Annotated in this window: 8 protein-coding genes and 3 rRNA genes; all 11 read left to right on the forward strand. The window is 55.3% G+C overall.

Features of this window, described 5'->3' with window-relative positions:
• Positions 1 to 3,240, forward strand: coding sequence for a carbamoyl-phosphate synthase large subunit (carB, locus tag I5P96_RS03220; protein WP_223383089.1), 3,240 nt, complete (start codon positions 1 to 3; stop codon positions 3,238 to 3,240).
• 141 nt (positions 3,241 to 3,381) lie between these two features.
• Positions 3,382 to 3,693: an HU family DNA-binding protein gene (locus I5P96_RS03225; protein ID WP_055190838.1), complete on the forward strand. Its 312-nt coding sequence runs from the start codon at positions 3,382 to 3,384 to the stop codon at positions 3,691 to 3,693.
• A gap of 126 nt (positions 3,694 to 3,819) precedes the next feature.
• A complete protein-coding gene (locus tag I5P96_RS03230; RefSeq protein ID WP_223383090.1) occupies positions 3,820 to 5,007 on the forward strand; it encodes a DEAD/DEAH box helicase in 1,188 nt (395 codons plus the stop codon).
• 107 nt (positions 5,008 to 5,114) lie between these two features.
• A complete protein-coding gene (locus tag I5P96_RS03235; protein ID WP_223383092.1) occupies positions 5,115 to 5,768 on the forward strand; it encodes a MerR family transcriptional regulator in 654 nt (217 codons plus the stop codon).
• The gene (locus I5P96_RS03240; protein ID WP_097791320.1) at positions 5,749 to 6,060 is read left to right on the forward strand and encodes a heavy metal-binding domain-containing protein; all 312 of its coding nucleotides are present in this window, start codon (positions 5,749 to 5,751) and stop codon (positions 6,058 to 6,060) included. Before I5P96_RS03235 ends, I5P96_RS03240 begins: the two co-directional genes overlap by 20 nt.
• A complete protein-coding gene (locus I5P96_RS03245) occupies positions 6,057 to 6,962 on the forward strand; it encodes a CPBP family intramembrane glutamic endopeptidase (RefSeq protein WP_223383094.1) in 906 nt (301 codons plus the stop codon). The genes I5P96_RS03240 and I5P96_RS03245 overlap by 4 nt, the downstream gene beginning before the upstream one ends.
• Positions 6,963 to 7,528: 566 nt before the next feature.
• Positions 7,529 to 9,039 (forward strand): 16S ribosomal RNA (locus I5P96_RS03250).
• Positions 9,040 to 9,306: 267 nt separating this feature from the next.
• Positions 9,307 to 12,141: ribosomal RNA gene (locus I5P96_RS03255) — 23S ribosomal RNA — on the forward strand.
• A gap of 125 nt (positions 12,142 to 12,266) precedes the next feature.
• Positions 12,267 to 12,383 (forward strand): 5S ribosomal RNA (gene rrf / locus I5P96_RS03260).
• The 16S, 23S and 5S rRNA genes sit together here, the layout of an rRNA operon.
• Before the next feature lie 169 nt (positions 12,384 to 12,552).
• Positions 12,553 to 12,885 carry a PadR family transcriptional regulator gene (locus I5P96_RS03265; protein WP_118553648.1) on the forward strand — a complete coding sequence of 111 codons (333 nt, stop codon included), beginning with the start codon at positions 12,553 to 12,555 and terminating at the stop codon, positions 12,883 to 12,885.
• The gene (locus I5P96_RS03270; protein WP_223383095.1) at positions 12,878 to 13,546 is read left to right on the forward strand and encodes a hypothetical protein; all 669 of its coding nucleotides are present in this window, start codon (positions 12,878 to 12,880) and stop codon (positions 13,544 to 13,546) included. The genes I5P96_RS03265 and I5P96_RS03270 overlap by 8 nt, the downstream gene beginning before the upstream one ends.
• Positions 13,547 to 13,591 lie beyond the last annotated feature (45 nt).

The raw sequence follows: 13,591 nt of genomic DNA on the forward strand, positions 1-13,591 counted from the left end.
ATGCCTAAGGACCCCAGAATCAAAAAGGTACTGGTCATCGGCTCCGGCCCCATCATCATCGGTCAGGCCGCCGAGTTCGACTACTCCGGTACGCAGGCGTGCCGCGCACTGAAGGCAGAGGGCATTGAGACCGTTCTGCTCAACTCCAACCCCGCCACCATCATGACCGACCCTGACGTGGCCGACCATGTCTACATCGAGCCGATGACCCTCGAAGTCGTGGAGCGCATCCTGGAGATCGAAAAGCCCGACTCCGTGCTGCCCAACCTGGGCGGTCAGATGGGCCTGAACCTCTCGATGGAGCTGGCCCGCTCCGGCTATCTGGACCGCACCGGCATCCGCCTGCTGGCCTGCAAGCCGGAGACCATCGACCGCGCCGAAGACCGTGAGCTGTTCAAGGAGACGATGGAAAAGCTGCACCAGCCCATCATCCCCTCGGAGGTCGTTGAGACGCTGCAGGACGCACTGGCCTGCGCCGACCGCATCGGCTACCCGGTCATCGTCCGCCCCGCCTTCACCATGGGCGGCACCGGCGGCGGCATCTGCGAGACCCGCGAAAAGCTCATCGAGATCGGCACCAACGGCCTGCGCCTTTCCCCCATCCATCAGATCCTGGTGGAAAAGTGCATCGCCGGCTGGAAAGAGATCGAGTACGAGGTCATGCGCGACCACAAGGGCAATGTCATCACCGTCTGCAACATGGAGAACCTGGACCCCGTCGGCATCCACACCGGCGACTCGGTCGTCGTGGCGCCCTCCCAGACCCTGACCGACCACGAGTATCAGATGCTCCGCACCGCTGCGCTGGACATCATCACCGAGCTGGGCATCGAGGGCGGCTGCAACTGCCAGTTCGCCCTCAAGCCGGACAGCTACGACTACGCGGTCATCGAGGTCAACCCCCGCGTGTCCCGTTCGTCTGCACTGGCTTCCAAGGCCACCGGCTATCCCATCGCCAAGGTGGCCACCAAGATCGCCATCGGCTATACGCTGGACGAGATCACCAACGATGTCACTGGCAAGACCTGCGCCTGCTTCGAGCCTGCGCTGGACTACATCGTGGTCAAGTACCCGAAGTGGCCCTTCGATAAGTTCGTCTATGCCGACAAGTCTCTGGGCACCCAGATGATGGCGACCGGCGAGGTCATGAGCATCGGCAACAGCTTCGAGGCTGCCATGATGAAGGCCGTCTCCTCCATCGAGCTGGGCATGGATACCCTGACCCACAAGCCCTTTGAGGAGCTGACCGATGACGAGATCGTGGCACACCTGCATGTGCAGGATGCAGAGCGCGTCTTCTGCGTCTACGAAGCCCTCAAGCGCGGCATCGACCACCAGACCATCTGGAACATCACCAAGATCGACTGGTGGTTCCTGGATAAGATGCAGCACCTGGCCAACCTTGAAAAGGGCCTGGCCAACTGCCACGGCGTTCTGAGCGCTGCGCAGTACAAGGAGGCCAAGAAGTACGGCTTCCAGGATAAGACCATCCGGCGTCTGGCCGAGGTGGACGAGCTGCCCATCGCGAACTACCGCGCCGGTTTCAAGATGGTCGATACCTGTGCAGCCGAGTTCTCGGCCAACACGCCGTATTTCTACTCCACCTACGACGGCGACAACGAAGCCGCTGCGTTCATCGCGGAGAAGGAAGCCGCTGCCCCCGAAAAGAAAAAGAAGGTCCTCGTCTTCGGTTCCGGCCCCATCCGCATCGGTCAGGGCATCGAATTCGACTACTGCTCGGTCCACTGCGTCTGGACGCTCAAGAAGCACGGCTGCGAGGCTATCCTGGTCAACAACAACCCGGAGACCGTCTCCACCGACTTCGACACCGGCGACCGCCTGTACTTCGACCCGCTGAACCCGGAGAGTGTCGATAACATCATCGCCACCGAGAAGCCCGACGCCTGCGTCGTCCAGTTCGGCGGTCAGACCGCCATCAAGCTGGCCAAGCACATGGACGAGATCGGTCTGCCCATTCTGGGCACCCCGGCGGATGCCATCGACGAGGCCGAGGACCGCGAGCGCTTCGACGAACTGCTGGAGCGCTGCGGCATCCCCCGCGCCCCCGGCCGCACCGTCTTCAACCTGGAAGAGGCTCTGGCGGCTGCCGACGAGATCGGCCTGCCCGTCCTGATGCGCCCCTCCTACGTGCTGGGCGGCCAGAACATGATCGTCGCCTACACCAAGGCCGACGTCATCGAGTACATGGGCGTCATCACCGAGCACGTGGATATGGATCACCCCGTCCTGCTGGATAAGTACATCATGGGCACCGAGTGCGAAGTGGACGCCATCTGCGATGGCGAGAACTTCCTCATCCCCGGCGTCATGGAGCAGATCGAGCGCACCGGTGTCCACTCCGGCGACTCCATCTGCGTCTACCCGGCCCAGCATCTGACCCAGGCCGAGATCGACACCATGGTCGATTATACCGGCCGCTTTGCCCGCGAGCTGCACGTCACCGGTCTGGTGAACGTCCAGTACGCGGTCTCTAACGGCAAGGTCTATGTCATCGAGGTCAACCCCCGCTCTTCCCGTACCGTGCCATACATCTCCAAGGTCACCGGTGTGCCCATGGTCGATCTGGCTGTCCGCTGCTGCCTGGGCGAGAAGCTCACCGACATGGGCTACGGCACCGGCCTGCACCCCAACGCCCCCTATGTGGCGGTCAAGGTGCCCGTCTTCAGCTTTGAGAAGCTGCACGGCGTCGATACCCAGTTCGGCCCGGAGATGAAGTCCACCGGCGAGGTGCTGGGCATTGCGCCCAACTTCCACGACGCCCTGCTCAAGGGCCTGATCGGTGCGGGCTATACCTTCAAGACGCCCGGCCCCGCTTCCTGCTGCATCTTCACCGTGAAGGACAGCGACAAGCCGGAGTTCGTGGACATCGCCTGGAAGCTCAAGAGCATGGGCTACAAGCTCTACGGCACCTCTGGCACCTGCGCCTGGCTCAACAAGCACATGGTCCCCTGCAACGAGGTGCGCAACATGTCCGGCGAGTCGCCCAACATCGTGGACCTGCTCCAGAGCGGTCTGGTGGACTATGTCTTCTCCACCAGCGCCAAGGGCCGCGACCCCAAGCGCGACTCCGTCCGCCTGCGCCGCAAGGCCGTGGAGCTGAGCATCCCCTGCATCACCGCCGTGGATACGGCCAATGCGCTGGTGGAATGCCTGCGCAGTGAACACGAGCTCAAGAATATCCCTCTGGTGGATATTGCAACGCTGTATCATAAGAATTGACGGTCTGAATGTAACTCGTGCGCAAAAAGATGCGTTTCGTGCGCAATCCATCGTAATGAAGGGCCGCATTTGTTATAATCAACAACGCAAAATTTGCCAAAAGACGTTACTTTTGGACGTTCCAGGAGGATATCGATAAAAATGACTCGTTCCCAGATGATTGAGACCGTGGCGCGCAAGACCGGCTTCACCGAAGCACAGGTCGAGACCACGATGGACGCTTTGTTTGACCAGATCGCAGACTGCCTGCGCGCAGATGAAAAGGTGACCATCGCCGGCTTTGGCCGCTTCGAGATGCGCCCCCGCAAGCCGAAGGCTTACACCAACCCCAAGACCAAGGTCTCCAGCCGTTTGGAGTCCACCTCCATCCCTGGCTTCAAGGCCAGCGGCCGTTTCAAGCAGAAGCTCGAAGCAGGCCGTGCCGCTGACAAGAGCGTCGAAGAGACTGCCTGATCCCTGCAACAGAGATCTGCATCCAAGAGCTGTGCTCCCAAATGGGGGCATGGCTCTTTTTGTTACTGACAAGCGCGGCATTTCATGGTATACTGTAAGAAAATCGGAACGGAATGGAGAAGGATCATGCTGTACAGTGAACTGCATTGCAGCGAAGCCATCCACAAGGCTGTGGAGCAGATGGGCTTTGCGGAAATGACCGAAATTCAGGAAAAGACCATCCCCGTCATGCTGGCGGGGCGGGACGTCATCGCCAAGGCTCCCACCGGCACAGGCAAGACCTGTGCCTTCGGCATCCCGGTGGCCGAGCAGATCGACCCGGCCCAAAAGGTGCCGCAGGCGGTCATTCTGGCCCCCACCCGTGAGCTGGCCCAGCAGATCGCCGACGAGCTGACCGCCCTCACGGCCTTTATGCCGGGCGTTGCAGTCGCCTGCGTCTACGGCGGCGCCAACATGGAAAAGCAGGCCAGACGCCTTGCAGAGGGGTGCCAGATCGTGGTCGCCACCCCCGGCCGCCTGATGGACCATTACAAACACCACAGCATCGACCTCTCCCACGTCACCCAGATCGTGCTGGACGAAGCCGACGAGATGCTGAACATGGGCTTCTATAAGGATGTCCGCCACATCATCGAGCTGATGAAGGCCCGCAAACACCTGTCCATGTTCTCGGCCACCATCAGCCGCGAGGTCATGGACATCGGCTGGCTGTACCAGCACAACGCTGAGGAGATCACCGTCCAGCCCAGGGAGGAGAGCCAGCCCAAGATCACCCAGTACATGCTGGAGACCTCCGGTCGCAACAAGCTCTCCGACCTGGCCCAGATCATCATCGGCGAGGGTTACAAGCGGGTCATGGTCTTCTGTGATACCAAGTTCAATACGGCCACGCTGGCCAACCAGCTGGCCCGCCTCGGCTTCTCGGTGGACTGCCTCCACGGCGACCTCTCCCAGAAAGAGCGCAACCAGATCATGCAGAACTTCCGGGACGGCAAACTGGCCATCCTCGTGGCCACCGACGTGGCGGCCCGCGGCATCGACGTCTCGGACGTGGACGCCGTCATCAACTACGACGTCCCCGGCGACAACGAACATTACACCCACCGCATCGGCCGCACCGGCCGCGCCAAAAAAGAGGGCGTCAGCTACCTGTTCTATGTGCCGGAGGAAAAGAAGCGGGTGCAGGAGCTTCTCCGCCTGACCCGCAACACGGAACTGTGCACCCCGGTCCACTTCGATTTCAACCATGAGCGGATCGTGGTGGAGAAACAGGCCGACCATGCCGATCGGTTCCAGATCAAGTGCTATTTTTAAGCGCGAAAAGTCTTTCTCTCGGCGAGGGGAAGACTTTTTTGCTGAAACCCCTTGACCTTCCCCTTTCTGGAAGGTGTAAAGTAGGTGCGTAAGGAGGCCGCCGAGCGATGAAGATCAACGAAGTAGAAGCTGCCGTGGGCGTGACCAAGAAGAACATCCGCTTTTATGAGGAAGAAGGGCTCATCAGCCCCCGGCGGGAACCCGGCAACGGATACCGCAGCTACTCCGAGGCGGACGTGGAGCGCCTGCGCCGCATCAAGCTGCTGCGCAAGCTGGACGTCCCGCTGGCAGAGATCCGCCAGATGCTGGAAGGGGAGTGTACCCTTGCCGACGGCATGGCCCGCCAGATGGAACGTCTGTGCGCCCGCCGCACCGACCTCGACGAAGCCATCAGCTTCTGCGAGCGATTGCAGCGGGAACCCGGCAGCCTCAGTGAACTGGATGTGGAGCAGACGCTGGCGCGTCTGTCCACAAAAGAGGAACAGGGGGTGTCCTTTGTGAACATTGAACAGGTAGACCGGAAAGCCGAGCGCATCAAAGGGGCGCTGGTGGGCGCAGGTCTGTTTACCGCGATCATGCTGCTGACCATGGGCATTATCGCGTGGACCATCTGGATGGACCCGCAGGATATGCCGCCGCTGCCGCTGCTGGTGCTGCTGTTCGGCATCCCGGCGGGCTGCATCCTTGGTACGCTGAAGGTTTTGGCAGACCGGATCCGAGAGATCAGAAAGGGAGAAGAAGATGCTTATCGTAACTATTAACGAAGTCCCCGGCAAAAAGATGGAGGCCCTGGGCGTGGTGCGGGGCAGCACGGTGCAGAGCCGCAACTTCGGCCACGACATCATGGCCGGGTTCCGCACCCTTGTGGGCGGCGAAGTCACCGACTATGCCGAGATGCTCACCGAAGCCCGGCAGATCGCCACTGGCCGCATGGTCAAGAACGCCGAAGAGCTGGGCGCGGATGCTGTGGTCGGAATGCGGTATGCGTCCGCCAGCGTCATGCAGGGCGCAGCGGAAGTCATTGCGTATGGAACGGCGGTGAAGTTCGTATGAGCAGCAGAGAAAAACAGAGTTTTGGAATCTACTTTTTAACGGCATTCGGTCTGGCCTGGCTGTGTCAGGTGTATGCAAGCATGCAGCTCCTTCAGGGCAATGCTGCGGTATACCGTGCGCTGCTGTCCGTGAGCATGTTCTGCCCTCTGGCGGCCGTGCTTGCGGCGAAAAAAGTCTATCTGCATCAGCCCACCGGCATCGGCTGGAAGGTGCAGGGCAAGCGCCGCTATTGGCTGGCTGCCTGGTTTGGCCCGGCGGTGTTCACTGCGCTGGCAGCGGTGCTCTATTTTGCCGTGTTCCCGCATCGGCTGGACGTTTCGGGCAGCTGGCTGGTGGCGGCTTACGGCGGCGAGATGGACGCCCAGACTTTAAAAAGCCAGCTGGGGGTATCCAATGTCAGCTACATGTTGCAGACCGGCCTGCTTGCCGTGACGCTGGCTCCGCTCATCAATATGTTTTTTGCCGTGGGCGAGGAAGCCGGGTGGCGCGGATATATGATGCCCTGCCTGAAGGAACGGTTTGGCCTGCTCAATGGCCGTCTGCTGGGCGGTGTCATCTGGGGCGTCTGGCATTGGCCGCTGATGCTGCTGGTGGGTTATGAGTACGGCACGGACTATCTGGGCGCACCGGTACTCGGCCTTGTGGTATGGTGCGTGTTCTGCTTTGCCATGAACAGTCTGCTGGATCTTCTCTATGAAAAGACCGGCTGCATCTGGGTGCCGGCCATCGCGCATGGTGCATTCAATGCAGTTGCGGCATTGTTCACGGTGCTGACCTACCCGGCAGATGCCTATTATAATGTGCTGGGCCCCACGCCCATTGGTCTGATCGGGCTGCTGCCGGTGCTGGCAGCAGCCGTCTGGCTCACGCTGCGCGAGATGAAACAGGAAGAGAAAAGCTGAATCCAGGCTCCATGTCTGCATCCTCCGATGCTAGGCGTGGAGCTTTTCTATATAATAGGAAGAAAGCTTGAAACAGCAGCACATTGGCAGCAAAAAAGAGAGACCGATCTGATCCGGACGCAGCAATTTGAAGTTTTTTGAAAAAACTTGTAAAAAAGTGTTGACATCCACCCCGGTGTATGGTATTATACTTGAGCGCCAAGCGCTGAGACAAAAGAATGACTTCTGAAGTCCCAGCTGAGAAGCGAAAGAAAAGAACCAATAGACGCCGAGAAGTTCCGGTTTGTTCCGAGAAACTTGAAGCAGTCCAAGTTCAAAATGTTCGAAACGCTTCAAAAAAGTGCTTGACAAAAAATCACTTCTGTGATAAAATGATTAAGCCGTCAGCCAGTCGGCTGAGGCGCACAGGACCTTGAAAATTGAACAATATCGAAAAACTTGTAACGGAACCTATTTTCGTGTTGGAAAAACACGTAAAACAATTCCAAACAAAGTAATTCACACAGGACGCAAGCGATTGCGTGCTGAGCGAAGAAGATTTAACACTTTTTAAGTGATAAATATCATTTATAAAGAGTTTGATCCTGGCTCAGGACGAACGCTGGCGGCGCGCCTAACACATGCAAGTCGAACGAGAGAGAAGGAGCTTGCTTCTTCGATCGAGTGGCGAACGGGTGAGTAACGCGTGAGGAACCTGCCTCAAAGAGGGGGACAACAGTTGGAAACGACTGCTAATACCGCATAAGCCCACAGGTCGGCATCGACCAGAGGGAAAAGGAGCAATCCGCTTTGAGATGGCCTCGCGTCCGATTAGCTAGTTGGTGAGGTAATGGCCCACCAAGGCGACGATCGGTAGCCGGACTGAGAGGTTGAACGGCCACATTGGGACTGAGACACGGCCCAGACTCCTACGGGAGGCAGCAGTGGGGAATATTGCACAATGGGGGAAACCCTGATGCAGCGACGCCGCGTGGAGGAAGAAGGTCTTCGGATTGTAAACTCCTGTTGTTGAGGAAGATAATGACGGTACTCAACAAGGAAGTGACGGCTAACTACGTGCCAGCAGCCGCGGTAAAACGTAGGTCACAAGCGTTGTCCGGAATTACTGGGTGTAAAGGGAGCGCAGGCGGGAAGACAAGTTGGAAGTGAAATCCATGGGCTCAACCCATGAACTGCTTTCAAAACTGTTTTTCTTGAGTAGTGCAGAGGTAGGCGGAATTCCCGGTGTAGCGGTGGAATGCGTAGATATCGGGAGGAACACCAGTGGCGAAGGCGGCCTACTGGGCACCAACTGACGCTGAGGCTCGAAAGTGTGGGTAGCAAACAGGATTAGATACCCTGGTAGTCCACACCGTAAACGATGATTACTAGGTGTTGGAGGATTGACCCCTTCAGTGCCGCAGTTAACACAATAAGTAATCCACCTGGGGAGTACGACCGCAAGGTTGAAACTCAAAGGAATTGACGGGGGCCCGCACAAGCAGTGGAGTATGTGGTTTAATTCGACGCAACGCGAAGAACCTTACCAAGTCTTGACATCCTGCGACGGTGCTAGAAATAGTATTTTCCTTCGGGACGCAGAGACAGGTGGTGCATGGTTGTCGTCAGCTCGTGTCGTGAGATGTTGGGTTAAGTCCCGCAACGAGCGCAACCCTTATGGTCAGTTACTACGCAAGAGGACTCTGGCCAGACTGCCGTTGACAAAACGGAGGAAGGTGGGGATGACGTCAAATCATCATGCCCTTTATGACTTGGGCTACACACGTACTACAATGGCGTTAAACAAAGAGAAGCAAGACCGCGAGGTGGAGCAAAACTCAGAAACAACGTCCCAGTTCGGACTGCAGGCTGCAACTCGCCTGCACGAAGTCGGAATTGCTAGTAATCGTGGATCAGCATGCCACGGTGAATACGTTCCCGGGCCTTGTACACACCGCCCGTCACACCATGAGAGCCGGGGGGACCCGAAGTCGGTAGTCTAACCGCAAGGAGGACGCCGCCGAAGGTAAAACTGGTGATTGGGGTGAAGTCGTAACAAGGTAGCCGTAGGAGAACCTGCGGCTGGATCACCTCCTTTCTAAGGAGTCAGGCAGGAAGAAAGCATCGAAGATGGTTTCTTCCTGGAACAGGTGACAGAGACAAGCAGAGTAGATATTGTTCGATTTTGAGGGCCCTGAAAAGGGAACTCAAAGACGTACCTTGAAAACTGAATAATAACTGCGAAACAAAGATTATAGTAAGTTCTTTTTAAGAAATATTACAATTTCAAAAGGAAGGGTAACATAATCTTCGTTGGCAAGAGAGAATCAAGAGGATACCAAATGTTCTTAAAGAACGTTTGAAAGGTCAAGCGAACAAGGGCGCAGGGCGAATGCCTTGGCACTGGGAGCCGATGAAAGACGTGATAAGCTGCGATAAGCTTCGGGGAGCTGCAAATAAGCATTGATCCGGAGATTTCTGAATGAGGAAACTCACCTGGGTTCATACTCAGGTACGATCTACTGAACTTCAAAATAGGTAGATCGAGGGAACCGCCTGAACTGAAACATCTAAGTAGGGCGAGGAAGAGACATCAAACGAGATTCCGTAAGTAGTGGCGAGCGAACGCGGAAGAGGGCAAACCGGGAGTCGAAAGACTTCCGGGGTACGGACTGCATTTAAGACTTGAGTTGTTAACCGAACGGCATGGGAAGGCCGGTCAGAGAGTGTGAGAACCACGTAGGTGAAAACGACAAGAGCTGAGCAAGTTCCAGAGTACGGCCAGACACGTGAAACCTGGTCGGAAGATGGGGGGACCACCCTCCAACCCTAAATACTACCCAGTGACCGATAGCGTATAGTACTGTGAAGGAAAGGTGAAAAGCACCCCGGGAGGGGAGTGAAAAAGAACCTGAAACCCTGTGCCTACAAGCACCTAGAGCACGTCAAAGTGTGATAGGGTACTTTTTGTAGAACGGTCCGGCGAGCGATTGTATGCAGCAAGGTTAAGGTCTTCAGGACTGGAGCCGAAGCGAAAGCGAGTTTGAAAAGGGCGTTAAGTTGCATACAATGGGCCCGAAACCGGGTGACCTACCCATGGTCAGGTTGAAGTGGAAGTAAAATTCCATGGAGGACCGAACCGACCTCCGTTGAAAAGGCGGCGGATGAACTGTGGGTAGCGGAGAAATTCCAATCGAACCCGGAGATAGCTGGTTCTCCCCGAAATAGTTTTAGGACTAGCCTCAGGTTAGATATCTGGAGGTAAAGCACTGAATAGCCTAGCGGCCGAGAGGTTAGCGAAGCTTATCAAACTCAGAATGCCAGAATATTGATGCCTGGGAGTCAGACAGTGTCAGATAAATGTCATTGTCAAAAGGGAAACAGCCCAGATCTACAGCTAAGGTCCCAAAGTCAGGTTAAGTGGAAAACGATGTGAAGATACGCAGACAACCAGGATGTTGGCTCAGAAGCAGCCACTCATTCAAAGAGTGCGTAATAGCTCACTGGTCGAGCGTCTTTGCGCGGAGAATTTAACGGGGCTAAACCTGGCACCGAAGCTTAGGCAATGTAGCAATACATTGGGTAGGGGAGCGTTGTATACGCGGCGAAACAGTAGCGCAAGCGGCTGTGGAGTGTATAGAAGTGAGAATGCCGGAATGAGTAGCGCGAATGCAGTGAGAATCTGCATGGCCGAAAGCCTCAGGTTTTTGGAGGAAGGTTCGTCCGCTCCAAGTTAGTCGGGAGCTAAGGTGAGGCCGAAAGGCGTAGCCGATGCACAGACGGTAGAGATTCCGTCACCACCAAAAGAGTTAAGCACAGGGACACATAAGAAGTCTCAGAGCCGGGTGTTGGTTCCGGTAGAGATCGAGGGAAAATAGTACCGAAGTCTGGGATGGAAGATGGCGAGAAAAGCTGTGTGGATTTCTGAGGTGCCCGTACCGCAAACCGACACAGGTAGGTAGGAAGAAGATTCTAAGGCCAACGGGAGAAGGGTTGTTAAGGAACTCGGCAAATTGACCCCGTAACTTCGGGAGAAGGGGTGCTCCAGAGATGGAGCCGCAGAGAATCGGCCCAAGCAACTGTTTACCAAAAACACAGGTTTGTGCTAAATCGAAAGATGACGTATACGAGCTGACGCCTGCCCGGTGCTGGAAGGTTAAGAGGAGATGTGCAAGCATTGAATCGAAGCCCCAGTGAACGGCGGCCGTAACTATAACGGTCCTAAGGTAGCGAAATTCCTTGTCAGGTAAGTTCTGACCCGCATGAAAGGCGTAATGATTTGGGCACTGTCTCAACAGCCCGCCCGGCGAAATTGTAGTACCGGTGAAGATGCCGGTTACCCGCGACAAGACGGAAAGACCCCATGGAGCTTTACTGTAGCCTAATATTGGGTTTCGATGTTGCATGCACAGGATAGATGGGACTCTGGGAAGTGATTGCTTTGGCGGTCATGGAGAGGACGTTGGGATACCATCCTTGCGATATTGGAATTCTAACCTGCGGCTCTGAATCGAGTCGGGGGACATTGTTAGGTGGGCAGTTTGACTGGGGCGGTCGCCTCCTAAAGAGTAACGGAGGCGTTCAAAGGTTCGCTCAGCTTGAACGGAAATCAAGCAAAAGAGTGCAAACGCAGAAGCGAGCCTAACTGCGAGACTGACGGGTCGAGCAGTAACGAAAGTTGGAGTTAGTGATCCGGTGGTATGTGAGTGGAAATGCCATCGCTCAACGGATAAAAGTTACCCTGGGGATAACAGGCTGATCTCCCCCAAGAGTCCACATCGACGGGGAGGTTTGGCACCTCGATGTCGGCTCATCGCATCCTGGGGCTGTATTCGGTCCCAAGGGTTTGGCTGTTCGCCAATTAAAGCGGTACGCGAGCTGGGTTCAGAACGTCGTGAGACAGTTCGGTCCCTATCTGTCGTGGGCGCAGGATATTTGATGGGAGCTGTCCCTAGTACGAGAGGACCGGGACGGACGTACCTCTGGCGCACCAGTTGTTCCGCCAGGAGCATAGCTGGGCAACTACGTACGGATCGGATAAACGCTGAAAGCATCTAAGCGTGAAGCCGACCCAAAGATAAGATATCCCACTGATTTGATCAGGTAAGATCCCTTGAAGACTACAAGGTTGATAGGCACGATGTGTAAGTGGAGTGATTCATTCAGCAAGTGTGTACTAATAGATCGAGGGCTTGACCACAATTCGCTTGAGACTCAAAGAGTCAACGAAAAAATGTTAGCAGTGATTATTCAGTTTTGAAGGCACGTCCTTCTAGAAACACTGGACAAACAGTAGACCGTATGGTATACTGAACCAGTCATATAGTCGGTGACAATGACGGTGAGGTCCCACCTGTTCCCATTCCGAACACAGTAGTTAAGCTCACTCGTGCCCAAGATAGTTAGCTGGAAACGGCTTGTGAAAATAGGTAGTCGCCGACTTGATCGAAACGCTCTAAGAGAAATCTTAGGGCGTTTTTTGTTGCACAAAAATGCGGTATGATCTTTAGCAGAAATGCGAATGCAGCAGGGCTTGACAGAAGCACTACTATGTAATACAATGTAGACAAGCTACTACGTAATACAAAATAGCAGAAAGGAGGAGTCCCCAGTGGAAAACAACACACAGCTTCTCAAGGGTATTTTGGAGTTCTGCGTTCTGAAACTCATCAGCAGAGAGCCGACCTATGGCTATGAGATCGTGATGAATCTGAAACAGGTCGGTTTTTCAGACCTGAGCGAAAGCACACTGTATCCGCTGCTGCTTCGGTTGGAACAACAGGGAAAGGTCACAGTAGAACGCAGACCTTCCCCCAAGGGGCCAAGTCGGAAATATTACGTTGTAACGGAGGAAGGGCGGCTGGCGCTTTTTGAGTTTCGGCAGGATTGGAGACAGCTCTGTCAGCTGGTGGAAAAAATTTTTAAGGAGGAGCCAGATGAATAAGTATTTTGCATTGCGAAAGGCAAACCGGATGCGTACCAGACTGCTGACAGAAAAAAGTCAGGAGCAGCTTAAGGAAGTAATCCGCTATCTTCGTCGGGTCAGCTGGGACTCCTGCGGTATTGAACTTGTGCACAACGATCTGCTTGATATTTCCATCCAAGCCAATGCGGAAAATCAGGAACTGTTCGATTCGATTTCGGATGCAAAAACCTTTGTGGAGGAGGTCAAGCCAAGTTTGAAAACACTGAGAGCTGCGGATTACTTCTGGTTTCTTGCACCGCTGTATTTTTTCTTTGAGTGGGGCGTGGAAGGGCTGCTGCTTTACCCGGTAATTGGCGATTGGGTTTTTGAACTTTCTGTAGGCTATCTGATGCAGCTTGTTGTTGCAGTGACGGCTTTTTGCGCACTGTTCCGCCGGATGATGGAGCAGGTAGGCTTTCCGCCGCGAGATCATTGGCTGAAATATGCTACATGGCTAGTGCTTTATATCGTGACCCTGTATGGAACGGGCTGGTTCTTTACCCAGGTCGCGGGTAAGATCGTACTGCTGCGGCTTCCGATCCTTAGCTATTCGATTTTTTGTCTGCTTCTGGGTGCAGGACTGTATGCAATACATTTTTGGAGATATGGAAAAGACCCGCGTCTGACGGCTCGTCTATAAAGAAAAAATAAAGCAAAAAAGAAAAAGCGGTCCCGCGGCACTGTG

It is taken from the genome of Faecalibacterium prausnitzii (genome assembly GCF_019967995.1).
Taxonomy (GTDB): domain Bacteria; phylum Bacillota; class Clostridia; order Oscillospirales; family Ruminococcaceae; genus Faecalibacterium; species Faecalibacterium prausnitzii_E.